The 25896-nt window shown below is 42.2% G+C and carries 19 protein-coding genes, 3 tRNA genes and 1 other annotated feature (1 of these 23 cut by a window edge); of the genes, 19 read left to right on the top strand and 3 right to left on the bottom strand.

Annotation, left to right across the window (positions count from 1 at the left end):
- Positions 1-218 precede the first annotated feature (218 nt).
- The 3 genes from ACEE44_RS01250 (at position 219) to addA (ending at position 7587) form a co-directional block, all read left to right on the top strand.
- On the top strand, positions 219-383 hold the full coding sequence (locus ACEE44_RS01250; RefSeq protein WP_105117801.1) for a hypothetical protein: 165 nt from the start codon (positions 219-221) through the stop codon (positions 381-383).
- A gap of 113 nt (positions 384-496) precedes the next feature.
- Positions 497-3766, top strand: coding sequence for an ATP-dependent nuclease subunit B (gene rexB, locus ACEE44_RS01245; protein WP_449170968.1), 3270 nt, complete (start codon positions 497-499; stop codon positions 3764-3766).
- Complete coding sequence (addA, locus tag ACEE44_RS01240) at positions 3766-7587, top strand: helicase-exonuclease AddAB subunit AddA (protein ID WP_449170967.1); 3822 nt, start codon at positions 3766-3768, stop codon at positions 7585-7587. The genes rexB and addA overlap by 1 nt, the downstream gene beginning before the upstream one ends.
- Positions 7588-7598: 11 nt before the next feature.
- Here addA and plsY read toward each other — a convergent pair whose 3' ends face one another.
- A complete protein-coding gene (plsY, locus tag ACEE44_RS01235) occupies positions 7599-8243 on the bottom strand; it encodes a glycerol-3-phosphate 1-O-acyltransferase PlsY (protein WP_449170966.1) in 645 nt (214 codons plus the stop codon).
- Positions 8244-8385: 142 nt separating this feature from the next.
- Between plsY and parE the strand changes: the two genes are divergently transcribed.
- From parE to ACEE44_RS01170, 13 genes are all read left to right on the top strand, one after another.
- Positions 8386-10329, top strand: coding sequence for a DNA topoisomerase IV subunit B (parE, locus tag ACEE44_RS01230; protein WP_449170965.1), 1944 nt, complete (start codon positions 8386-8388; stop codon positions 10327-10329).
- 20 nt (positions 10330-10349) lie between these two features.
- Complete coding sequence (locus tag ACEE44_RS01225) at positions 10350-11051, top strand: hypothetical protein (protein WP_449170964.1); 702 nt, start codon at positions 10350-10352, stop codon at positions 11049-11051.
- Between the two features lie 31 nt (positions 11052-11082).
- Positions 11083-11586 carry a YkvA family protein gene (locus ACEE44_RS01220; protein WP_449170963.1) on the top strand — a complete coding sequence of 168 codons (504 nt, stop codon included), beginning with the start codon at positions 11083-11085 and terminating at the stop codon, positions 11584-11586.
- 2 nt (positions 11587-11588) lie between these two features.
- Positions 11589-12041: a hypothetical protein gene (locus tag ACEE44_RS01215; RefSeq protein WP_248028048.1), complete on the top strand. Its 453-nt coding sequence runs from the start codon at positions 11589-11591 to the stop codon at positions 12039-12041.
- Positions 12042-12241: 200 nt separating this feature from the next.
- Positions 12242-14695, top strand: coding sequence for a DNA topoisomerase IV subunit A (gene parC / locus ACEE44_RS01210; RefSeq protein ID WP_449170962.1), 2454 nt, complete (start codon positions 12242-12244; stop codon positions 14693-14695).
- A gap of 275 nt (positions 14696-14970) precedes the next feature.
- Positions 14971-16287: a hypothetical protein gene (locus ACEE44_RS01205; protein WP_449170961.1), complete on the top strand. Its 1317-nt coding sequence runs from the start codon at positions 14971-14973 to the stop codon at positions 16285-16287.
- A gap of 114 nt (positions 16288-16401) precedes the next feature.
- The gene (locus ACEE44_RS01200) at positions 16402-17424 is read left to right on the top strand and encodes a branched-chain amino acid aminotransferase (RefSeq protein WP_449170960.1); all 1023 of its coding nucleotides are present in this window, start codon (positions 16402-16404) and stop codon (positions 17422-17424) included.
- Positions 17425-17489: 65 nt separating this feature from the next.
- A complete protein-coding gene (locus ACEE44_RS01195; protein WP_099806657.1) occupies positions 17490-17723 on the top strand; it encodes a DUF2969 domain-containing protein in 234 nt (77 codons plus the stop codon).
- 51 nt (positions 17724-17774) lie between these two features.
- Positions 17775-17855 (top strand) — tRNA-Tyr (locus ACEE44_RS01190).
- Between the two features lie 136 nt (positions 17856-17991).
- A tRNA-Gln gene (locus ACEE44_RS01185) sits at positions 17992-18063 on the top strand.
- A gap of 123 nt (positions 18064-18186) precedes the next feature.
- A complete protein-coding gene (gene rpsA, locus ACEE44_RS01180; protein ID WP_449170959.1) occupies positions 18187-19392 on the top strand; it encodes a 30S ribosomal protein S1 in 1206 nt (401 codons plus the stop codon).
- A gap of 37 nt (positions 19393-19429) precedes the next feature.
- Positions 19430-19501 (top strand) — tRNA-Arg (locus tag ACEE44_RS01175).
- 61 nt (positions 19502-19562) lie between these two features.
- Positions 19563-20591, top strand: coding sequence for a threonine aldolase family protein (locus ACEE44_RS01170; protein ID WP_449170958.1), 1029 nt, complete (start codon positions 19563-19565; stop codon positions 20589-20591).
- A 431-nt stretch (positions 20592-21022) separates the two neighbouring features.
- Here ACEE44_RS01170 and ACEE44_RS01165 read toward each other — a convergent pair whose 3' ends face one another.
- A complete protein-coding gene (locus ACEE44_RS01165; protein WP_449170957.1) occupies positions 21023-21403 on the bottom strand; it encodes a hypothetical protein in 381 nt (126 codons plus the stop codon).
- A gap of 59 nt (positions 21404-21462) precedes the next feature.
- Positions 21463-21876, bottom strand: a complete 414-nt coding sequence (locus ACEE44_RS01160) for a DUF6556 family protein (RefSeq protein ID WP_449170956.1) — start codon at positions 21874-21876, stop codon at positions 21463-21465.
- 112 nt (positions 21877-21988) lie between these two features.
- On the opposite strand from ACEE44_RS01160, the gene ACEE44_RS01155 reads away from it, so the two are divergent.
- The 3 genes from ACEE44_RS01155 (at position 21989) to brnQ (ending at position 25797) form a co-directional block, all read left to right on the top strand.
- Positions 21989-23131, top strand: coding sequence for a cysteine desulfurase family protein (locus ACEE44_RS01155; protein ID WP_449170955.1), 1143 nt, complete (start codon positions 21989-21991; stop codon positions 23129-23131).
- A 1-nt stretch (position 23132) separates the two neighbouring features.
- Positions 23133-24350, top strand: coding sequence for a tRNA uracil 4-sulfurtransferase ThiI (thiI, locus tag ACEE44_RS01150; protein WP_449170954.1), 1218 nt, complete (start codon positions 23133-23135; stop codon positions 24348-24350).
- Positions 24351-24468: 118 nt separating this feature from the next.
- Entirely contained in the window at positions 24469-25797 is a 1329-nt protein-coding gene (gene brnQ, locus ACEE44_RS01145) for a branched-chain amino acid transport system II carrier protein (RefSeq protein WP_032534425.1), read from the top strand.
- 66 nt (positions 25798-25863) lie between these two features.
- Positions 25864-25896: a sequence feature (ribosomal protein L21 leader region), on the top strand (it continues 38 nt past the right edge of the window).

The raw sequence follows: 25896 nt of genomic DNA, 5'->3' as shown, positions 1-25896 counted from the left end.
CGAGCCAAGAAATTCAAAAGCGAGGTAACCAACCTTACTAATTCCGTAAAGGCAGTAACATTGACTGCCTGTACTCCATGTCGTAACACATCCGATAAGTTGGCGTGGCTTTAACTGGGGAACTCGAAGGCGAGGTAGTCTTGGAATAGGCTGTTTCAGTTGCTTGCTTTAAACTTGGACGAGTAAAAATAAGTAATGATAGAAATTTGGAGGTGTCTATGGGTGATAAACCGATATCCTTCAAGGATAAGGATGGAAATTTCGTTTCTGCAGCAGATGTTTGGAATGCTGAGAAATTGGAAGAACTTTTTAACACGCTAAATCCCAATCGTAAATTGCGCTTGGAAAGAGAGCGTATAGCTAAAGAGAAAGAAAATGAGTAAAGTTAGAATCTGCTGGTGTATTGCATGACTGGCAGATTCTATTTTTTTGGTCAGATATTAACCAAATTCTGTTATACTATACATAGTATATTTTATGAAAGCGTGGTGGCCGAATGAAATTAGTCTATACAGATATTCGTAATCCTCTGACACAGTATCTGACAGAGCAGACGGCAGTATTTGCCAAACAAGGAAAGCGTGTTTTTTATATTGCTCCTAACTCCCTATCATTTGAAATGGAACGCAAGGTTTTGGAATACTTGCCAGAGCAAGCTACTTTTGACATTATCGTGACACGTTTCGGTCAATTAGGACGTTATTTGTTGATTGATAAGGTAGAGGAAGGGCAGTCGCTTGATGATGTAGGCTTGGCCATGGTTTTTTTCCGTGTCTTATCACAGTTTAAAGATGGTGATTTGAAAGTCTACGGGCGTTTAAAGACAGATTTTGGTTTTATCAATCAACTAGTAGCACTATATAAAGAGTTGCAAGGGGCCAATATGTCTGTTTTTGACTTGGAAGCTATGGGTTCTCCAGACAAACAGGCTGATTTGACTAAGATAATTCTGGCAGTAACTGATGTTTTGGTCAAAGAAGGCTTTGAGCACCGGTCCAAGTTAGCACAGCTGATTAGTATGATTGAAGCAGGTCAGTTAGATCAGCAGTTAAAAGAAATAGTCCTTGTTATAGATGGCTTTTCTCGTTTTTCTGCAGAAGAAGAGGCCTTGGTAAGCGCCTTAAATGAACGGGTATCGGAGATTTTGATAGGTGTTTATGCTAGTAAAAAGGCTGTAAAGTCTGCTTATATTGAAGGAAATGTTTACCAGGCCAATGTTGATTTCTTGCGTCACTTATCTGCCCATTTTGGCAGCAAAATTGACTACATTGGTCAGGAGCCTGTTTTGGATAGTCTAGGTAAAATTTCCAAGATTATGGAATGTCATTACGATTATAGTGGTTCTCAGATCGCCCTAACAGAGGCAGAACAAAGCAAGATTGAGATTTGGAAAGCTATCAATCAAAAAGCTGAAGTGGAGCAGGTTGCAATCGCCATTCGTCATCTACTTAGCAAGGGTGTTCGTTACAAGGATATTCTTTTGTTGGTTGGCGATGTTGATAGCTATCATTTACAAATTGGCAAGGTCTTTGATAGATTTGACATCCCCTATTATTTGGGGAAGGCAGAAGAGATGAGTCACCATCCCCTCGTGCATTTTGTTGAGTCACTTCAGCGCTTGCGTCGCAACCGTTTCAGACCAGAGGACCTGCTCAACCTTCTCAAATCAGGCTTGTACGCCAGTATTTCTACAAAGGAACTGGATCTTTTTGAATCTTATGTGCAATTTGCAGATATGAAGGGCCAGGCTGCTTTTTCACGGTCCTTTTCGGTCAATAGCAGAGCAGACTATGATGAGGAGGTAATTAAGGAGAAGGGGCTTATCTATGATTTGAATGTCTTAGAACCTCTGCGGGCCAAGATTATGGAGCCTTTGCTGACCTTGTTTAAGGCTGGTCCGCAAAAGGCTAGCAGTTTACTAGAGAAATTTATGGTCTTTTTAGAGGCTGTTCAGCTAACTCAAAATATGGAAGTGCTCACTAAAGAGTTAGGTGAAGCAGAGCAGGATAAGGCGGAACAAGTCTGGAATAGCTTTATCCATACTCTTCATTCTCTTCGTCAGATTTTTGGTCATGAAAAGATGAAGTTGGATGATTTTCTGGCTATTTTACAGGCTGGAATGCAGGCCAGTCAGTATAGGACTGTTCCAGCAACAGTCGATGTGGTCAATGTAAAATCCTATGATTTGATTATGCCTCATACTACCAAGTACGTTTTTGCTATCGGTATGGGACAGGCTAATTTCCCAAAAGTTGCTAAGAATACCAGTCTGTTGACCGAAGAAGAGATGGCCAAGGTCAATCTGGTATCAGCTAGCTCCTCTCGTTTTGACTTGGTCAGTCGTGACAATATTAAGAAAAACCACGCTACCATGATGTCCTTACTAAATGCGGCTACGGCACACTTGGTCCTTTCTGCACCTCAGATTTACAATGAAGGTGAAGATCTTCAATCCCCTTATATAGGCCTTCTCGTCGAGCTGATGAAGTTTCAAGTGATACCGCATGGTCGAACACTCAGTCCAAATCCTCAAGATGTCGGTTACTATAAAGGCTTGCTCTCTCAGCTAAAAGAGCCAGCCTTCTCAAGCCTTGAACAAGATTGGAAAGGTCGATCAGCTTTTTGGACTACTCTGGTATCCGAAATAAAAGAAAAATTTACAGCAAAAGATCTCTCTATTCCTGAAATCAAGGATGATATCAGTCCAATCGCCTTGCGTGAAGATACTCGAGCAGTTCTCTATCCAGCAGATAAGCCGCTAAAACTATCGGCCTCTAGTTTGACCAATTTTTACAATAACCAGTATCTCTACTTTATTCGCAACGTCCTACGCTTGCGGGAGCAGGAAACCATTCATCCGACAGTGACCCAGCACGGACTATTTCTGCATCGTGTCATGGAACGCTTTGCTATGGACAAATCTAGTGATAGTTTTGAGCAGAAGTTGGATAAGGCTATTTCTGACACTCAAAATGAAGCGGAGTTTAAGATGTTTTATAGTCAGGATGCAGAAGCGGAGTTCACGGGGCAAGTTTTAGATACGATTGCTCGCTCTACAGCGACTGTTCTAAGGGATAATGATTTGGTTGCTATTGATGGTCAGGAAAAGAGTTTCCGTGAGGAACAAGCTATTAAAATCCTAGATACTCAGGGCAATCGTCCAATTCATATCAATGGTACCATTGACCGCTTGGATACTTTATTGATAAATAATGCTGTAGGTATCGTAGATTACAAGTCCAGTGTTCAGACATTCTCATTGGCTGATTTTTACAATGGTTTGAAACCCCAATTGGTCACTTATTTGGAAGCTGTGCGCCATCTGAAAGAAACAAAAGACAAGGCTGCTTTTGGAGCTATGTATCTACATTTACAAAATCCTCTTATCCGATTAAAGGATACGAAGAATATGGAAGACCTAGAGCAGCTTGCCAATACCAGTTTAGTCTACAAGGGTTTATTTATTAAAGGGGAAAGTCAAGGTCTTTCATCCCTTTATAAGACAGAGAAGCAGACCTATGAGAAAGAGGAATGTGATATTCTACTGGAGCATAATCGACATCTCTATCAGAAGGCTGCTGAGGAAATTATCAATGGTCGCTTTGCTATTAACCCTTATACAAAAGATGGACGTTCGGTTGCTGGTGAGCAACTGAAGGCCATTACTGGTTTTGAGGCCGATCGACATATGGGAATGGCTCGTCGTTTGGTCAAAGAAACAAAACGAGAGAATTGGCTAGAGAGAATGAAAGGAGAAGAGGACTAATGGCTTTTGAACCATTTTTAAATGCAGAAGAAATTCGTGCTATTCAGTTGGAGGAGGCTGCTTCTGCAAAGAAGCCCAAGCGGACACCTGAGCAGATTGAAGCCATTTATAGTCATAGTCAGAACATACTTGTTTCAGCATCAGCTGGTTCTGGCAAGACCTTTGTCATGGTGGAGCGGATACTGGACAAGCTACAACGTGGTGTGGGGATTGAAGAGCTTTTTATCTCTACTTTTACAGTTAAGGCAGCAGGTCAGCTAAAGGATCGGATTGAGGAAAATCTTAATAAAAGCATTGCTGCGACTAGCGATATGGACTTGAGGCGACACCTATCAGCTCAGTTGGCTGATTTGACCAAGGCTGATATCGGGACCATGGACTCTTTCACGCAGAAATTAGTCACGACCTATGGCTATAGTCTGGGTATTTCGCCCCAGTTTCGTATCCTACAAGATGAGGTTGAAAAATCTAGTTTCAAAAAAGAAATTTTTAGTCAGATTTTTGCAACCTATTTAGATAATGACAAATCAGGGGACTTTCGTAAGCTGGTGGGCAATTTTTCAGGTAGTCGGAAAGACAATAGCGGTTTTCGTGCAGTCGTCTATCAGATTTATGATTTTAGCCAATCAACTAGCAATCCGACCCAATGGCTAAAAGAAAAGGCTGTTCAGTCAGAACTTTATAGCCAGGAAAAAATTGACCAGATGCTTGAGCAAGACTATAAGCAAACTGTTTTGGACCAGCTTTATGATGCTGCAGATTTTTTCCATTACCATGTGGAGTGGGGGAAAAAAGATTTTGGCTCTGCTCCATATTTTGCTAATGTTGAAGAGGTTGTGGGTCTTTTGACAGATTTAGATGGCTTGGGTCTAAAGGACTTGACGGAACGGGTTGAAAAAATTCTACTCATCAATAAACAATCCAATGGCAGGGGGTTGACAAATGCTAAGCGTCCTAAGGATGAGCATTTACTTGCCTTTAAAGAGGAATACAATGCAGGTAAGAAACAAATTATTGAAGGCTTACGGGAGTTAGGGCAGGAAGTCTATGAATTGAACTTGCTTAAAGACTACCAGCTTCAAGCTCTGCCTTTGTTGGAGCTTCTGCGTGATTTTGTTTTGGATTTTTCACAAGCCTATTTGGAGTTGAAAATCAGTGAAGCTGCCTTTGAATTTTCGGATATTGGGCATTTTGCCATTCGGATTTTAGAGGAAAACGAGGACATTCGCCAGTATTTCCAAGACAAGTACCATGAGGTAATGGTGGACGAGTACCAAGACAATAACCACAGTCAAGAGCGAATGTTGGATTTGCTGTCTAATGGGCACAATCGCTTCATGGTAGGGGATATCAAACAATCAATCTATCGCTTCCGTCAGGCTGATCCGATGATTTTCCAAGAGAAATTTGAACTTTATCGGTCTAATCCAGAGGCAGGAAAATTGATATTACTCAAGGAGAATTTCCGTAGCAGTATCGAGGTTGTAGAAGCTACTAATGCGATTTTTACTCGCCTTATGGATAAACAGGTGGGTGAAATTAACTATGATGGTACACATTGCTTGATAGCAGGAAATAGCGAGGAATCGGATTATCAGCTTGAAAATCAGATGGAGTACTGGCTCTATGGTCAGAAGGAAGATAAGTCTGATACAGAGGATAGGGAAGAGGAGGTGGCCATATCAGCTGGCGAAGTTGAAATGGTGGCTAAGGAAATCTTACGTCTGCATAAGGAGAAGAACGTAAAATTTGAAGACATTGCGCTATTAGTCCAAAAACGAACCCACAATCATCTGATTACAAGCATTTTTGACCGGTATGGTATTCCCTTAGTGGCTGATGGTGGGTTAACATCCTATCTGAAATCCTTGGAAGTCATGGTCATGCTAGATACCTTGCGGGTAATTAACAATCCGCTCAATGATTATGCCCTAGTAGCCCTTCTCAAATCTCCTATGTTTCGATTTGATGAGGATGAATTGACCCGCATTTCCCTACAGGCTAATACAGGATTTTTCTATCAAAAGATGGAAGAAGCAAAACAAATAGAAGGTATCAAAGATGATGCGGACCAAGCGAATTGTGCTAGGAAAAACTTGATTACAAAAGGTTTGCAAACTAAGATTAGTCATTTCTTGTCAGTATTGGATAGCTGGCGTTCTTTTGCCAAGCTACATTCTATCCATGATTTGATTTGGAAGATTTTCAATGAAAAATTCTACTACGACTATGTAGCTACTCTGCCAAATGCCAGCAAGCGACAAGCTAATCTTTACGCCCTGGGTTTGCGTGCTCATCAATTTGAAAAGACTGGTTACAAGGGATTATCTCGCTTTATTGCCATGATTGATCGTGCCTTAGCCAACGACAAAGACCTGGCAGATGTTCAAGAATTTGTTCCGGAAAACGCAGTGCAACTCATGACTATTCATAAGTCAAAGGGGTTGGAGTTCAAGTATGTATTTCTTATGAATATTGATAAGAAATTTAACTTAGAGGACCATTACCAGTCTGTTATTATCAGTCGAAAAAATGGGCTTGGGGTTCAGTATCTGGCAGACATGAAAAATCGGGTAAGGAGTTCATTACCCCAGGTGCGCGTGCTGATGAATACTCTTCCCTATCGTCGTAACTTGCAAGAGCTGAAAATTGCCAATCTATCTGAACAAATGCGCTTGCTCTATGTAGCCCTGACCCGAGCTGAGATAAAACTCTACTTGGTTGGAAAAGGGGACAAAGAAAAACTATCTGTCAGGTATGATGGCAAACAAGAAAATGGTGTCTTGGCTAAATCAACAAGAGAAAATATGGTCAGCTTTCAAGATTGGATACTAGCCATTGATGCTGCCTTTGCTGGTCAAGACCTTCACTTCAAGAAAAGATTTGTGACGGATGAGGACATGGTAGAAGACAGTGAACAGGGGGGAGGGCACCAAGAACAGACAGAGCAAGAAACTGTGGAAGAAGGTGCAAAAGAAGCAACTGAAACCGTAGAGGTTACTGTGTCTGAACAGTTACTACTAGAGCAAGCTGACCAAACTGATCAAGCCAAAGAGGTGAAGTCGGATCAAATAGAAAAAATCCAGTTAAAAGACATTGAGATTGGTTTGAAATTATTGTCTTCTGTCCAAGAGTTGAACGAAGGCTATAAGGCTGCTATAGAATTACCAAGTTTACGCACTCCAAGTCAAATCAAGAAACTCTATGAGCCTATTTTGGAACAAGAAGGAATGGAAATCATGGATAAGTCCGATACAAGGCAGGGCTTGGCAAAATCCAAAACAAAACGGACCTTCAACTTGCCAGATTTCTCCAAGAAACCAAAAATTACTGGAGCCCAAGTCGGTTCAGCAGTCCATGAACTCATGCAACGCTTGGACTTGTCTTGGTTGCTGACGGAAGATACGGTAAGAGAAGCTCTAGAAGCTGTTCATGCTGAGCAAGCGATTAAAGATAAAATCAATATTCAGATGATTTTAGATTTCTTTGATACAGACTTAGGAAGAGAAATTCTAGCCAATACGGACAAACTCCACCGAGAAGCTCCATTTGCCAGTCTGCAGACGGATCCTGTATCACAGGAACAATTTGTCCTTCGTGGGATTATCGACGGCTACCTGCTATATGATGATCATATTGTCCTCTTTGATTACAAGACCGACAAATATGACCAACCAAGCCAACTCAGCCAACGTTACCAAACTCAAATGCAACTCTATGCCGAGGCATTGAAAAAAGCCTACAAGATAGATCGTGTAGACTGCCATTTGATATTGCTTGGCGGGGGAAGAATAGAAGTAGTTCAAGTTGATGTAAACTAAAAGCGAGTGATTCAAACTCGCTTTTTCTGTTTGGTTAGATTGAGGCCGAATGGAACTAAATTTTCTTCTTTTTTCAAAATCCGTTGGATATTTTCCTTGTGTCGAACGATGACAAAAAGTCCTAAAAAGACAATGATAATTGTAAAGAGCCATTCATAGCTTGGCAGGATGATTCCTATTGCTGGAAATAGCAGAGCTCCTAAGATGGCTAAGGCTGCTGCCAAGACACTTGAGAAGGAAACCATGGACGTCAAGTAGAGTGAACTGGCAAAGATTAGAACGAGATAGAGGCAGAAAGCAGGTGCGACACCCAACAACATGCCAGCAGATGTTGCAACCGCCTTACCGCCTTTGAATTCGGCAAAGATAGGGAAGGTATGCCCTAAAACGGCCAGCAGCCCAAATACAATTGGAGAAATTCCTTGGGCATGAAAGATGATGGGAAGCAAGGCTGCCAAGGTTCCCTTGAGGAAATCAATCAGGAAGACCACGGTGCCCGCTTTTTTGCCAAGAATACGGAAGGTATTGGTGGTTCCTGTATTGCCTGAACCATGTTCGCGGATATTGATTTTGAAAAAGGCCTGACCAATCCAAAGTCCTGACGGGATAGATCCCAATAAATATGCAATAAATAGTAAAATAAGATTGACTAACATGTTTTCATTATAGCATATTTTCATCTCATTTAGTCCAAAATCTTATTTTGTGAGTTGTCTCAGCCGATAGGCGACAGAAAAATTTTGCAAAAATGTCCAAAAACTTGTAATATAGTAAGGATGAGAAGTATGGAGGTCAGTTTTGGCTAAGAAAGAGATTAACATAAATAACTATAATGACGATGCCATTCAGGTACTGGAAGGGCTAGATGCCGTTCGCAAACGCCCTGGTATGTACATCGGCTCCACAGACGGAAATGGCTTGCACCACATGGTCTGGGAGATTGTCGATAACGCTGTCGATGAGGCCCTGTCAGGATTTGGTGATCGGATTGACGTGACTATTAACAAGGACGGTAGCCTGTCTGTTTCCGACCGTGGACGTGGGATGCCAGTCGGTATGCACGCTACAGGCAAGCCAACCGTCGAAGTCATCTTCACCGTTCTCCACGCAGGTGGTAAGTTCGGTCAAGGTGGCTACAAGACTTCAGGTGGTCTCCACGGGGTTGGTTCCTCGGTGGTCAATGCCCTGTCCAGCTGGCTGGAAGTTGAGATTACCCGTGATGGTGCTGTTTACAAGCAACGGTTTGAGCAGGGCGGAAAGCCAGTTACGACTTTAGAGAAGATTGGTACCGCTCCAAAATCAAAAACAGGTACAAAAGTTACCTTTATGCCTGACGACACCATTTTCTCAACGACCGATTTCAAGTTCAACACCATTGCCGAACGCCTGAAAGAATCAGCCTTCTTGCTCAAACAAGTCACCATGACCTTGACAGATGAGCGGACGGGTGAGCAGGAGGAGTACCACTACGAAAATGGTGTCCAGGACTTTGTATCCTACCTCAACGAAGACAAGGAAACTCTGACACCTGTCCTCTATTTTGAAGGAGAAGATGCAGGATTCCAGGTCCAAGTGGCCATGCAGTACAACGACGGTTATTCAGACAACATCCTGTCCTTCGTTAACAACGTTCGGACTAAGGACGGCGGTACCCACGAAACAGGTCTCAAACTAGCCATTACCAAGGCTATGAACGACTACGCCCGCAAGACCAACTTGCTCAAGGAAAAGGACAAGAACTTGGAAGGCTCTGACTACCGTGAAGGTCTGTCTGCGGTCCTTTCTATCCTTGTACCAGAAGAGCACTTGCAGTTTGAAGGGCAGACCAAGGACAAGCTGGGAAGCCCCTTGGCACGACCTGTGGTGGACGGCATTGTATCGGATAAGCTGACTTTCTTCCTTTTGGAAAATGGCGAGCTAGCATCTAATCTAGTCCGCAAGGCCATTAAGGCCCGTGACGCCCGCGAAGCCGCTCGTAAGGCCCGTGACGAATCCCGAAACGGTAAGAAAAACAAGAAGGACAAGGGCCTCCTATCAGGAAAATTAACTCCAGCCCAGTCTAAAAATCCAGCCAAAAACGAACTCTATCTGGTCGAGGGAGATTCAGCTGGAGGCTCTGCCAAACAGGGCCGTGACCGCAAGTTCCAAGCCATTCTACCTTTGCGTGGTAAGGTGATCAACACAGCTAAGGCTAAAATGGCGGACATCCTCAAAAATGAAGAAATCAACACCATGATTTACACCATTGGTGCAGGTGTTGGCTCAGACTTTACGCTGGAAGATGTCAACTATGACAAGATTATTATCATGACCGATGCGGATACGGACGGTGCTCACATTCAGACCCTCTTGCTGACTTTCTTCTATCGCTACATGCGACCATTGGTAGAAGCAGGACGGGTTTACATCGCCCTTCCACCCCTCTACAAGATGTCAAAAGGCAAGGGCAAGACAGAAAAGATTGCTTATGCTTGGTCTGACGGAGAATTAGAAGATCTCCGCAAGGATTTTGGCAAGGGCTTTATCCTCCAACGCTATAAGGGACTTGGTGAGATGAATGCCGATCAGCTCTGGGAAACAACCATGAACCCTGAAACCCGTACCCTTATTCGTGTCACCATTGAAGACCTAGCCCGTGCTGAACGCCGTGTATCCGTCCTCATGGGCGACAAGGTCGAGCCACGCCGCAAGTGGATTGAAGACAATGTTAAGTTTACATTGGAGGAGAATACGGTGTTTTAGAAATCGAAAGTCGGTATCTTATGAGAAAACTAGCTATTTTTTCAATAATTACTATTTTCATATTAACTTTAGTATGTTTCTTGAGTGATTTCTTCAATTGGGGTTTGTTTGAAACATTAGCTGCTGACTGGTTAGGGTATGTAGGAAGCCTATTGGGAGTAATAATACCAGTTACTTTTGCAATATGGACTTCTAAACAGGATAAAATTGAACTAGATGAACGTCAAAAGAGATTAGAAAACATACAAGAGTCAATTAGTACCAATATCTCCCAGCTTACAAATAGTCAAAAAGACTTGATTCAAACTCAACAAAAAATCGAAGAAGATTTGAGAGAAGTGAATAAGTTAGTGGAACAAACTAGATTATCTAATCTAATCTCTTTGCAATCTGCATATCCAATATTTTTTCAAACATTAGATGAATTTGAAAGTGCATTCAGTTCTGTTTATGATGCTATTAAATGTGGTGAATATGACGAAGATGTCATTTTTGGCTTTATTGAAGATATTCCAGAGTTTCAAATAGTATTGCTTGATAAGAAATTTATTCCACCAAAAGTTATTTCAACTTATGATGACTTTATTCTAAGCCTGAATATGCTGGCAGATTATACTATTGATGACTTTGAAAAGTTGCTATTTTATGAAAAGTTTATCAATCATTACTTCCCTAAAATAGAAAAAGCTTACAGTAGATTAAAAGAAATATTGGCTTACTAAGATTACATTTAAGCAGAAAATGAGGTGTTTTATGCCACTAAGAGTAAAATTAACTGACCGTTTTCAAAAACAGTTTACTGAATGGGCTCGAAAGCGTAAGCCATTTAGAAACAAACAGGAATTGGAAGAAAAGTTTGACCAGGCGCTTGAATCTTGGAAATCGTCCAAGACCAGAGAACGGGCAGAGGTCTTACTGTCAGACCAAGGAAAATTGGAACATTTTCTGCAAGATATCGAGAAGAAATTGGCACGTTTGCCGTTCGGTGGGGATAAGTTTTCAGCCATTCCAGGTATGATTTCCATGATTCGAAGTTATGTCAGGCGAGACTATACGGCTCTTCCTAAAGGGGCCATTCTGGCAACCATTGGTGCCTTGATTTATTTCTTTAGCCCTTTGGATGCGCTGCCTGATTTCCTCTTTGGTCCTGGTTTATTAGATGATGCCTTTGTGCTCAATGCCTGCCTCAAATTAGTCAAGTCAGATGTAGATGAGTATAGGAACTGGCAAGCAAGTCAGTGGAAGGCAGAAGAGTAGCTATGATAAAGTTTTTAAGAAAAAAGCCAACTATTGAGCAACTTAAACAAGTTCCGTATGCTTCTCAGCACACAGAGGTTCTACGTTCAATTTGGCGAGCAGATGTGCCTAAATACGGGATTTCTTCTACTTTACAAGGTGAATTACTTCGACAATTAGAAAAACTTCGCTGGGAAGCTCAAGCAAATGGCAATGTCAATTGGTGTGAAGAGCACTCAAACTACTGTCGATTCATAAAGGAGACTCTCTATAAAGGAAAAGTCCTTTCTTCTCAACAGAAGCAAGAGTTAGTTTTAATAATGGATTATCTAAAATCGTGTGGTGAATATGCTCAAGCTTATCAAGAAAATTTGATTGATGATGAGGAACTAGAAATTGAGAAATTAGCATATGTTGATGATAATCTTTATGATAGAGTAGGGGATATGATTGCTTTCTTTTATCAGAGAACTTAGGTAAAGAACTAATGTTTAGCTAAGGATATAGCAATAGAAATTGCTATTTAAGGTCTCTTCCGTTCTCACTACTTAAGGTGATTATCAAAAAAGTAAAAAAGAAAGAAAATTTTACTACCCACCAAGAAACAAAGAAAGGAATGTTCAGCTAGTTTGTCTAACTGAACACGGGACTGAATCGTCCCTTTGTATCTTAATTTATGTCTAACATTCAAAACATGTCCCTGGAGGACATCATGGGAGAGCGTTTTGGTCGCTACTCCAAATACATTATTCAGGAGAGGGCCCTGCCGGACATTCGTGACGGTCTAAAGCCCGTGCAACGTCGGATTCTTTATTCCATGAATAAGGATGGCAATACTTTTGACAAGGGCTACCGCAAGTCTGCCAAGTCAGTCGGAAATATCATGGGGAATTTCCACCCGCACGGTGATTCCTCTATTTATGATGCCATGGTCCGCATGAGTCAGGACTGGAAGAACCGCGAGATTTTGGTGGAGATGCACGGAAACAACGGTTCCATGGACGGCGATCCGCCTGCGGCTATGCGTTACACCGAGGCTCGCCTGTCGGAAATGGCTGGTTATCTGCTGGCTGACATCGAGAAAAAGACGGTACCATTTGCATGGAACTTTGACGATACGGAAAAAGAACCCACTGTGCTACCAGCTGCCTTCCCTAATCTCTTAGTCAATGGAGCGACAGGAATTTCAGCTGGGTACGCGACTGACATCCCGCCACATAATCTGGCGGAGGTCATCGATGCCGTTGTTTACGTGATTGATCATCCGACAGCTAAGTTAGAAAAGCTGATGGAGTTCTTGCCTGGACCAGACTTCCCAACAGGTGCCATTATCCAAGGGGCTGACGAAATCAAGAAAGCCTATGAAACTGGTAAGGGACGTGTCGTTGTCCGTAGCCGTTGTGAAATTGAACAACTCAAGGCAGGTAAGAAACAGATTGTCATTACCGAGATTCCTTACGAGGTCAACAAGGCTGTTCTGGTTAAGAAGATTGATGATGTCCGTGTTAACAACAAGGTGCCTGGTATTGCCGAGGTGCGTGATGAGTCAGACCGGACAGGTCTGCGGATTGCCATTGAGCTGAAAAAAGATAGCGATGAGCAAACCATTCTCAACTACCTCTACAAGTACACCGACTTGCAAATCAATTACAACTTCAACATGGTGGCGATTGATAATTTCACACCGCGTCAGGTCGGCTTGCAGAAGATTCTATCTAGCTATATTGCCCACCGCCGTGAGATTATCATTGCTCGTTCTAAGTTCGACAAGGAAAAGGCAGAGAAACGTCTCCATATCGTAGAAGGTTTGATCCGTGTCATTTCCATTTTGGACGAGGTTATTGCCCTTATTCGTGCTTCTGAAAACAAGGCGGATGCTAAGGAAAACTTGAAAGTCAGCTATGATTTCAGCGAGGAACAGGCAGAAGCTATCGTGACCTTGCAACTCTACCGCTTGACCAATACCGACATTGTGACCTTGGAAAATGAAGAAGCAGCCCTACGCGAGCAGATTCAGACCTTGGCAACTATTATCGGCGATGAGCGGACCATGTTCAATCTTATGAAGAAGGAACTGCGTGAGGTCAAGAAGCAGTTTGGCAATCCTCGTTTGAGTGAATTGCAGGATCAGGCAGAAACGATTGAGATTGACACCGCCAGCTTGATTGTCGAAGAAGAAACCTTTGTCAGCGTAACCAAAGCAGGTTATATCAAACGAACCAGTCCGCGTTCTTTCGGTGCTTCAACGGTTGAAGAAATGGGCAAACGAGAGGATGACCAGCTGATTTTCTTGCAGAATGCTAAGACAACCCAGCACCTCTTGCTCTTTACCAATCTTGGAAATGTCATCTACCGGCCTGTCCATGAACTGACAGATATTCGCTGGAAGGACATTGGTGAACACCTGAGCCAGACTCTCATGAACTTTGATACCAATGAAGAGATTATCTTCGCTGAATTGGTAGAGAATTTTGAAGAGGGGACTTATTTCGCGGTGACCAAATACGGTCAAATCAAGCGTGTGGAGCGGAAGGAGTTTGCTCCTTGGCGGACTTACAAGTCCAAGTCAACCAAGTATGCCAAACTTAAAGATGCGGATGATGTGGTTATTACCATATCGCCTGTAGTCTTGGATGACATCATGCTCATCACAGAAAAGGGCTACGCTCTGCGATTTAACATCGAAGAAGTGCCGATTATCGGCGCCAAGGCGGCTGGTGTCAAGGCGGTCAACCTCAAGGACGAAGATGTGGTGGCTGCGGCCTTTATCAGCAACACCAGCTCTGTCTATCTCCTGACCCAGCGCGGTAGTCTTAAACGAATGGCGACGGAGGAAATCCCTGTGACCAGTCGTGCCAAGCGTGGTTTGCAGGTCCTTCGCGAACTCAAGGCTAAGCCTCACCGTGTCTTTGCGGCAGGGCCTGTTTTGACGGATCAGGGTGATTTTGACCTCTTTAGCACAGCTAGCGAGGAAGAAACAAGTAGCCAGATTTTACAGGTGACATCGAAAGCGGCTAAGGTTTACGAAGTCGATGTGACCCAGCTTAGCCTGTCTGAACGCACCAGCAACGGCAGCTTTATCTCGGAAACCATTTCTGATGAGGAAGTGTTATCGGCCTGGGTGAAATAGGAGAAGCCAGTGAAGAAGAAATACCTTGTACTCCTGATTCTGATAGTAGTCATGGTTTTGACATTGCTTGCTATGAATCTCTTTCCTGCTTTTGAGGAATGGCTTCACCAGCTGAGTGGTTGGTACTGACAAATGAAGAAATGAACCCGCTCAGGCGGGTTTTTCTATTACATAAATTATTTGAGCATTTTCTGTAAAATGATATAATTAGAATATATCGTTGAGTTATCATCGTTTGATTTATATAATTTTTAAAATTTTATAGAGGTGAGAATATGAAAAGATTTGTTCCGTTATTGATTTTGCTACTAATCTGTCTTTCAGCTTGTCAAACCAAAAAGGAAGATAATATAGATGATACAGCTGTTACTACTTCATATATTGACAACTCGGACGAACTATATGAAAAATGGCAGAAAAATTTCAGATATGCATTTGTGGCATCGGATACCTCCACTTTGATGACGGCGGGTTTTTCTTTAAGGGTTAATCAAGAGGTTGAACTCTATCGTTCAGGCAGTGAATTGTTGGCTTGGAATCAAGGAAAAACTGTGCGCGGAACCTATAGGTTGAAATACTATGATAAAAAAGAAAGTGTTGAAACGTATTTGATTTTGGATGCGAAAACGGCTACAGATACGGAACCGGAGAGGATAAAAGTTTTACCAGACTTAATTGTGCAAATTGATGTTTCTGAAGCAGAATTGCAAAAAGCAGAGCCTAACCGTGAAGGAGATGAGAAAGTTACTTTTTATGCCTATCAGACAAGCGACGGAATTTTTGTACTGACAAATGGTAAGACTGGTGAGGATTTGCAAGTTTTCATAGCCTCCAATGAGGTTGCGAAAACATCAACTTCAGTTTTTCCAGAGATTGTGCTTGGGACGTGGTATGGATATGACTTATATAATAATATTGCAGTTTATAGTCGTACCTTTCATTCTTCAGGCTTAGTTGAGGAACAGTTGCCAAGCGGAAAACTGGAAGCTTCAACAGTAAGTAATTTGATAGAAGTGGGTGAAAACTTATATAGATATGAATTAAAATCACAAGATAGTAGCGGTGTTTTTCAGGGCAATATTGGCGGAGTCGGTATCAAGTATGAATATGGTGTCTATATAAATTCAGATGGAAGCTATATAGAGCCAGTATTATTTTCAACTGAAGAAGGAAAAGAATTTGACTACCCAAATGATATTGTTCCTTCAGAACAATCAATGCGCATGTATAGAGATTTGGAGACATTGCGACTCAAGGAGGGAGAACATCTTAAAACTGATGGTGATTTTCTGAATACCGATACTAAAAATTTAACGAGTGAAGAGGTAGAAGATTGGGTTTGGCGTAATTTTAGTATTGGCATGGGAACTCCTGATTATCACTTCTATATCGAACAAGGTTGGAATGTAAGGAGTTACAAAAATCAAGATGATGGTTTAGTTTATGCTGATATTATAGATGAGAAGGGGCAGATTGTATGGTCGTTTCGAGTTGATGAGGAAGGATATCTTCAGACAAATAAAGGATTTGGATCCGGAATGGATATAGATTGGACTACTGTTGCTGGAAAATTTACTGATAGTGGTAGATGAGGAGAATGATAGGCTGGATTGGATTACTTGTTATATTCCAAAATATTCTGAATTTTTCTTGAAAATCACTTTCAAAAGTAGTAAAATAATAAAAAATACCTTTGGAGAAAACTTATGACAGTAAACATTGACTGGGAAAACCTTGGTTTTGCCTACATGAAATTGCCTTACCGTTTCATCGCTCACTTCAAGAACGGCCTATGGTCTGAAGGGCAGTTGACTGAAGATGCGGAACTTCACATTTCAGAAAGCTCACCAGCCCTCCACTACGGCCAACAGGCATTTGAAGGACTAAAAGCCTATCGTACCAAGGAGGGAAAACTCCAGCTCTTTCGTCCAGACCAAAACGCTGAGCGCCTACAACGAACAGCTGACCGCTTGCTCATGGAGCCTGTTCCGACGGAGCTCTTCATCAAGGCCTGCAAAGAAGTGGTCAAAGCCAACGAAGACTACGTTCCTCCCTATGGAACTGGCGGCACCCTCTATCTTCGCCCGCTCCTCATTGGCGTTGGCGACATCATCGGCGTAAAACCTGCAGAGGAATATATTTTCACCGTTTTTGCCATGCCAGTTGGTAACTATTTCAAGGGCGGTCTAGCTCCGACCAACTTCCTCATTCAAGACAAGTACGACCGTGCGGCACCAAATGGAACAGGGGCAGCCAAGGTCGGCGGTAACTACGCAGCATCGCTCTTGCCGGGCAAATATGCTAAAAAGCAGGGCTTCTCAGACGTGATTTACCTGGACCCAGCTACCCACACCAAGATTGAAGAAGTCGGTTCAGCAAACTTTTTTGGGATCACAGCCAATAACGAGTTTGTCACACCGATTTCACCGTCAATCTTGCCCTCTATAACCAAGTATTCTCTCTTGTATCTAGCAGAGCATCGTCTGGGGATGAAGGCAGTGGAGCGAGAAGTCCTTGTCGAAGAATTAGACCAGTTTGTCGAAGCAGGAGCCTGCGGAACGGCAGCAGTGATTTCGCCTATTGGTGGTGTCCAAATCGCAGACAAGCTCCACGTTTTCCACAGTGAAACAGAAGTGGGTCCAGTTACCCGAAAACTCTATGAAGAATTAACAGGTATCCAGTTCGGCGATATCGAAGCACCAGAAGGCTGGATTGTAGAAGTGGAATAAAATAGAAGGCTTGCACTTGCAAGCTCTTCTATTTTTTTGTAGAATAGTAAAAGTGAGGTTTGAAAATGAGTAAAAAAGATAAAAAAATTGAAATTCAAATTGAAGATAGTAAAGTCTTGGTTAATAAGGAAGAGTTTGCTGGTTACCGCTTAGTAATTGGTAAAAAAGTTATCGGTGAAATTGCAGAATTGGCAGAAAATAATTTTGCTGTTGTCAAAAATGGCAATACCGAAAGCTTTTATAAAAAACTAGAAAAAGCAGTCGGAAATATCATAGAAAATTATAATTTAAGTCACTAAAAGGCTTGTAATAGTCACTATTTTATGTTAGAATAGTGACTGTTGGTGTATGGAAAGATAGCGAAGAGGCTAAACGCGGCGGACTGTAAATCCGCTCCTTCGGGTTCGGGGGTTCGAATCCCTCTCTTTCCATGTCTAAGATACTAAGGCATCAAACGTAGAGTAAAAATAGGAAGTTGACAGCAAATCTTGATTTACTGCTAACTTATCTTTTTTACACAACGTTTAGCTTGAATTCATTTCAGAATACTATCTTAGAAAAATGTTTTGGGGTATCGCCAAGCGGTAAGGCAAGGGACTTTGACTCCCTCATGCGTTGGTTCGAATCCAGCTACCCCAGTCAAGGTACTAGATTAAATCTAGTTCGTCAAAGATGTCTAATTGTTGTTGTCCTTGCGTGTGCCTTAAATAAAATATATTTTATGTTGGGTCGATAGACCTGATTGTCGGAGGTTTTTTTATAATGAACGAATTTGAAGATTTGTTGAACAGTGTAAGCGAAGTTACACCTGGTGATGTGGTAACTGCAGAAGTTTTGACAGTTGATGCTGGTCAAGCAAACGTAGCTATCTCAGGTACTGGTGTTGAAGGCGTATTGACTCTTCGTGAGTTGACTAACGACCGTGATGCTGATATCAACGACCTTGTTAAAGTTGGTGAGACACTTGAATTGTTAGTACTTCGCCAAGTTGTTGGTAAAGATACAGACACTGTTACTTATCTTGTATCTAAAAAACGTTTGGAAGCACGCAAAGCATGGGACAAACTTGTTGGTCGTGAAGAAGAAGTTGTTACTGTTAAAGTAACTCGTGCCGTTAAAGGTGGTCTTGCCGTTGAATTTGAAGGTCTTCGTGGATTCATCCCAGCTTCAATGATCGACAGCCGTTTCACTCGTAACACTGAGCGTTTCGTAGGTCAAGAATTTGATGCTAAAATCAAAGAAGTTGATCCAGCTGAGAACCGTTTCATCTTGTCACGTCGTGAAGTTGTTGAAGCAGAAGCTGCATCAGCTCGTGCTGAAGTATTTGGTAAATTGTCAGTTGGTGAAGTTGTAACTGGTAAAGTTGCACGTATCACAAGCTTCGGTGCTTTCATCGACCTTGGTGGTGTAGATGGTTTGGTACACTTGACTGAATTGTCACACGAGCGTAACGTATCTCCTAAATCAGCTGTAACAGTCGGTGAAGAAGTTGAAGTTAAAGTTCTTGCAATTGACGAAGTTGAAGGTCGCGTATCATTGTCATTGAAAGCTACACAGCCTGGCCCATGGGATGGCGTTGAGCAAAAATTGGCAGCTGGTGATGTAATCGAAGGTAAAGTAAAACGCTTGACTGACTTTGGTGCATTCGTTGAAGTATTGCCAGGTATCGATGGTTTGGTGCACATTTCACAAATTTCACACAAACGTGTTGAAAATCCAAAAGACGCTTTGTCAGTAGGTCAAGAAGTAACTGTTAAAGTTCTTGAAGTAAACGCAGCTGATGAACGTGTATCACTTTCTATCAAAGCTTTGGAAGAGCGTCCAGCAGCAGTTGAAGGTGAAGAAAAAGCTGAAAAACGTGCTCCACGTCCACGTCGTCAAAAACGTGAAGAAAAACGTGATTACGAATTGCCAGAAACACAATCTGGTTTCTCAATGGCTGATCTTTTCGGTGACATTGAATTGTAATTTATATAAAAACTTGCCTTGTGCAAGTTTTTACTTTCCACCCTTAGTGTAATGGATATCACGTAAGATTCCGGTTCTTGAGATGGGGGTTCGATTCCCTCAGGGTGGACTAAAGTGAAAAGCCTGCATTAACAGGCTTTTTTGTTATATTATATCAAGGAGGCTATGATATGTTACATTTTGAAAATGACTATAACAAAGGTGCCCACCCAGTCCTGCTTGAAGCTTTGGTTGCTAGCAACCAAGAAGGTTTATCTGGCTATGGAACAGATCTTTATACTCAGTCAGCTATTGAGAAAATTCGTCAGGCAATCGCTTGTCCTCAAGCTCAAATCACTTTTCTGGCTGGCGGTACTCAGACCAATCAGATTGCCATCAATTCCATGCTGGCTTCTTATGAGGGTGTTATTGCCGCAGATACAGGCCATATTTCTACACATGAGGCTGGAGCCATTGAATTTTCTGGACACAAGGTGTTGACATTGCCACATCATGAAGGGAAAATAACGGCAAATGTGGTTGATAACTTCATCAAAGATTTCTATGCTGATGCTAACCATGCTCATATGGTTCATCCAGGAATGGTTTATATTTCCCACCCGACTGAATATGGTACGCTTTATAGCAAAACAGAGTTAGAAGACTTGTCCAAAGTTTGCCAGCAGCACAATATTCCGCTCTTTTTAGACGGTGCTCGCTTGGGTTATGGGCTTGCTGCACGAGATACGGATCTTGATTTGCAGACTATAGCAGAGCTGACAGATATTTTCTACATTGGCGGGACAAAACTTGGTGCCTTGTTGGGAGAAGCCCTTGTCTTTACAAAGAATAATCAGCCGAAGAATTTTGTGTCCATCGTCAAGCACCACGGTGCTCTGTTGGCTAAGGGACGTTTGATTGGTGTCCAGTTTGATCGATTGTTCACTGATGACTTGTATCTTGAATTGGGGCGTCATGCTATCGCAATGGCAGAGCAGCTTATAGAGATATTGAAAGAAAAAGGATTTCAATTCTACCTCAAATCACCGACCAATCAGCAATTCGTTATTGTTAAGAATGAAGAATTGACTAGATTGACAGAAGCTGGAATTGCCTATGGATTCTGGGAAAAATATGACGGTAGCCACAGTATCATCCGCTTTGCAACTAGTTGGTCAACTAGCCAAGAAGATATGGATGAACTAAGAAAAATACTTTAGAAAACTAAAAAGAGGCTGGGCAAAAAGACCAACCATGCTTCTTAGGGTTTGTGTCAACATCTCAGCGCAGTGGTTGATTGGCTTTAACAGTCTGGGAGTCTGTTAAAGGTAGGAGATAAGATTTGCAAAGCAAATCTCAGCAGTTCGTGTTTTACACTCCAAATCTGACCATTACGACTGATGCGAACAGAGTTTGTTTCATCTCCAACCTCAAACTGTCTCCCAGACAGTTTGAGCTGTGCGGGGGTGGGAGTGAAACAGTCTGGGGATAGACTGTTTCAGCTCAACAACTGGAAATAAGGACTTGTTGATGAATTCTTTTTTTGACCAGTCGAGCTCTTTCCCGCTCCCACTAGTTTTTTTCTAAATAGTTAAACTTGACGCATTGGTTGAGTGGGACTAAAACGGTCTGGAAATAGCCCGTTTTAGACCTACTCTTTTTTCGTCTGTAAATAGTGATAGCGATAGACGGTATAGCGTTCAATAAGGCGGTAGCATATTCCACCCAAAATAGCTTTGATGATAAAGACAAGGTGTTTTGATAGGGGTGCCTGGACAGTCAATCCGAAAAGGATACCCAAGATAATCCAAGCAAGTACCGCCCACCATAACTCTTTGAATGGAGTGTATTGTCCATCTCTTTCTTTGACTTCATTCGATACTCTAACTGCACAGCTAGATAAGATAACTATGGGAAGAAGAGAATTGGTGTTAAACGGTTCTGGTAAAAATGATGCTAGCAGGAAGATTTCAATGAATGAAAATAGCAATAACCAAATTAAAATAGGTATTCTAAAAATAAAATATTTCATACCGCACCTCCTAAATTGAGTATATCAAACCAAGAGCAGTTGTTCAAATATTTATCTAGTTATTCTTGGGAAGAACTAGTGGACGCTTCAGTAGAGTTTTCTGTACTACTCGTTGTTTCTGTTGTACTAGTTTGGATTTCTTGATTAGATGAGGTTTCTGTGTCGTTTAAAGAACCGATGTTCTCTGTGGTAGAGCTATTGTATTCTTCATTTGGAGACGATATTTCAGAGCTTGGGATTGTCACACTATTGTTTTTCCCTATTTGATTGATCGAAGACGACCAGCCTTGGTTGGTTGAAGATACTGTGGTCACTGAGCTGCTAGGAGTAGTAGTGGCTGCATTAGAAGGTACTGAGAAAGTATAAATGGTAATACAGGCAGTAATAATCCCTAAAATCGAACCTATAAAGGTCAAAAACTTTTGTAGTTTTGTTAAGGCAGAACCATGTTCTTTTCTATTTGTTGATTTCATGTGCTATCCTCCAAGTTCATCATAAAAAACCAAGTTTAAAACTATCTTAAAGATTGGCGAAAGGCATGAAAACGTGATAAAATAGGACTATTGCAAAAAAAGGAATGAAAACATGATTTATTTTGACAACGCAGCAACCACTCACGTCTATCCAGAAGTGTTGAAGACCTATACGGAAGTGGCGACAAAAATCTGGGGAAATCCCTCTAGCCTCCACAATCTTGGCAGTCAGGCAACACGGATTTTAGAAGCTTCCCGCAAGCAAATAGGAGAGCTTCTCGGCAAGGACAGCAAGGAAATCTTTTTCACCTCAGGTGGTACGGAAGGTGACAACTGGGTCATTAAAGGTGTCGCATTTGAGAAGGCCTATCTGGGCAAGCATATCATCGTGTCAGCTATTGAGCATCCAGCGGTAAAAGAGTCAGCACTTTGGCTCAAAACGCAAGGTTTTGAGGTGGATTTGGCTCCGGTCAATGCCCAAGGTTTTGTTGATGTTTCAGCCTTAGAGAGCTTGATTCGTCCAGATACCACACTGGTTTCTATCATGGTTGTCAACAATGAAATTGGTGCTATTCAGCCTATTCAGGAAATCTCCCAGCTCTTAGCTGATAAGCCGACTATCTCCTTCCATGTGGATGCGGTGCAGGCAATCGGCAAGGTGCCGACGGAAGGGTATCTGACAGACCGAGTTGATTTTGCCAGTTTTTCAGGTCACAAATTCCACTCTGTCAGAGGAGTAGGCTTCGTCTATGTCAAAGCAGGCAAGAAAATCGCTCCGCTATTGACAGGAGGAGGACAGGAAAGCGATAAACGTTCAACAACTGAAAATGTGGCTGGTATCGCTGCAACGGCCAAGGCGCTCCGCTTGACCCTAGACAAGGCGACAGACAGCCAGAAGCGCCTTGTAGCCATGAAGCAGATTTTGGTAGATGAATTGGGTAAATACGACGACGTGACGGTCTTTTCTGGAATAGATGGCTTTGTACCGAGCATTTTGACCTTTGGTATTAAGAACATCCGAGGCGAGGTCATCGTCCATGCCTTTGAAGACCACCAGATTTATATTTCGACCACCTCAGCCTGCTCGTCCAAGGCTGGAAAACCGGCTGGAACCCTGATTGCCATGGGAGTACCGCAGAAGCTGGCTCAAACTGCCGTCCGTATCAGTTTAGACGATGATAACGACATGGGGCAAATCGAACAATTCCTCACCATTTTCAAACAAATTTATCACAATACACAGAAAGTTAGGTAGTATGAACTATTCAGAAATTATGATTCGCTATGGCGAATTGTCAACTAAAGGAAAAAACAAGATGCGGTTTGTCAACAAACTCCGCAATAATATCAAGCATGTCCTTTCTGTTTACCCAGAAGTGACCGTTTATTTTGACCGTGACCGTGGTCATGTCTATTTGAATGGGGCGGATTATCAGGAAGTTTCAGCTTCTTTGAAGAAGATTTTTGGGATCCAAAATTTCGCACCATCTTATAAGGTTGAAAAGTCTGTTCCAGCTTTGAAAGAAGCGGTTGTGGAAATAATGCAGTCCATTTACAAGGAAGGGATGACCTTCAAGATTGCTGCGCGTCGTAGCGACCACAGTTTTGAATTGGATAGCCGTGACCTTAACCAAGTCCTTGGAGATGCGGTCTTCACAGCCATTCCAAATGTACAGGTACAGATGAAGTCGCCAGATATTACTCTGCGTGTGGAAATTCGTCCTGATGCCGCTTATATTTCCCATGAAGAAATCAAGGGGGCAGGCGGTCTTCCAGTTGGTACATCTGGCAAGGGTACGCTCATGCTATCAGGTGGTATTGATTCGCCTGTTGCGGGCTATTTGGCACTCAAACGTGGGGTAGAAATCGAAGCCCTGCACTTTGCAAGTCCGCCTTATACTAGCCCAGGTGCACTTAAAAAGGCCCATGATTTGACTCGCAAATTGACTGCCTTTGGTGGTAATATCACCTTTATCGAAGTGCCATTTACAGAAATTCAGGAAGAGATCAAGGAAAAAGCACCTGAAGCTTATTTGATGACCTTGACACGCCGCTTCATGATGCGGATTACAGACCGAGTACGGGAAGAGCGTGGTGCCATGGTTATTATCAATGGTGAAAGTCTAGGACAAGTGGCAAGTCAGACCTTGGAATCCATGCAGGCTATCAATGCGGTGACAAATACACCTGTTATCCGTCCAGTCGTTACCATGGATAAGTTGGAAATCATTGATATTGCTCAAGAAATTGATACATTTGACATTTCCATCCAGCCATTTGAGGATTGCTGTACCATCTTTGCCCCTGACCGTCCAAAAACCAACCCTAAAATCAAAAATGTCGAGCAATACGAAGCCCGTATGGATATAGAAGCTTTGGTGGAACGAGCTGTGGCAGGGATTATAGTAACTGAAATCACACCGAAAGAGGAAATGAAAGATGAAGTGGATAGTTTAATTGAGGAGTTGTTGTAGCATACAATTATTTTGACATACATGTAAATCCAGTTATTGCTGGATTTTTTAGTTCGAATCGTTCGGAAAAATCGAATTTGTATGATATAATAAGACTTCAGAAAAAAACAAAGGAGTTATTATGAAAAAAGGAGCGCTAACAGGTTTACTCCTGTTTGGTATGTTTTTTGGTGCAGGAAACTTGATTTTCCCACCTGCACTTGGTGTCTTATCTGGTGAGAATTTCTGGCCAGCTATTTTAGGATTTGTCGTATCGGGTGTAGGAATTGCCGTCATTGCCTTGATTGTCGGAACATTGAACCCCAAAGGTTATGTGCATGAGATTTCTCGCAAGATTTCACCAGCTTTTGCAACGGTCTATCTTGTTGCCTTGTACTTGGCAATTGGTCCTTTCTTTGCCATTCCCCGTACGGCTACAACGTCCTTTGAAATTGGTATTGCGCCATTGTTGAGTGAAGCAAACCTTGGAATTTGGTTGTTCGGTTTTACAGCCCTCTACTTTGTTGCAGCCTACCTGATTGCCCTCAATCCGTCACAAATCTTGAATAGTATCGGACGTATTCTGACACCAGTCTTTGCCGTTCTGATTGTGATTCTGGTGGTGCTAGGTATCATCAAGTATGGTTCGACTAGTCCAATACCACCAGCAGAAGCCTATTCAGCTGGACAGGCCTTTGGTACAGGATTTATTGAGGGATACAATACGCTTGATGCCCTTGCATCTATTGCCTTTAGTGTGGTAGCTGTCAATACCTTAAAACAACTAGGTTTCTCCAGCAAGAAAGAATATGTTTCAACTATTTGGTCTGTTGGCTTAGTTGTAGCCTTGGCTTTCTCAGCACTCTATATTGGTTTGGCTTTCCTTGGAAATCATTTCCCGGTACCGGCAGATGTTTTAGCGTCAGATACCAATAAAGGAGTGTATATTCTGTCGCAAGCAACACAGGATATTTTTGGTCCAAGTGCACAAATTTTCTTGGCAGCTATGGTGATTGTGACTTGCTTTACGACAACGGCTGGCTTGATTGTTTCTTCAGGTGAATTTTTCGCTGAGCGTTTCCCACGTTTTAGCTACAAAGTATATGCGACTATCTTTACTTTGATTGGATTTGGTATTGCCAACCTTGGTTTGAATAATATCATTACCTTCTCAGTTCCAGTTCTTTTGGTTCTCTATCCAATCACTATCTGTATTGTCTTGATTACCATTGTTAACAAATTTGTACCGCTTTCGACCTACGGTATGCAGTTGACAGTTGGCCTAGTAACAGCTTTGTCATTGGTAGAAGTGTTAGCAGGACAATTCAACTGGACTGCTGTTTCAAAAATCATCTCAGCTCTGCCATTGGCAGGACAATCATTAGCATGGTTATTACCAGCTCTTGTCGGAATCATTTTTTCACTTTTCTTGCCAAACAAGCAGGAGAGCGAAGTTTTTGAAATGTAAAAAAATGATACAAAACACTTGCATTTGCAGGTGTTTTTGTTATAATAGGACTGTTGACTATGCACACATCCTGTGCAACCGCACGAATACCGTTTAAGT

It is taken from the genome of Streptococcus sp. 32226D021BW, from assembly GCF_053545015.1.
The sequence above is the reverse complement of the archived record's forward strand: the minus strand, read 5'-3'. Positions and strand labels throughout refer to the sequence as shown.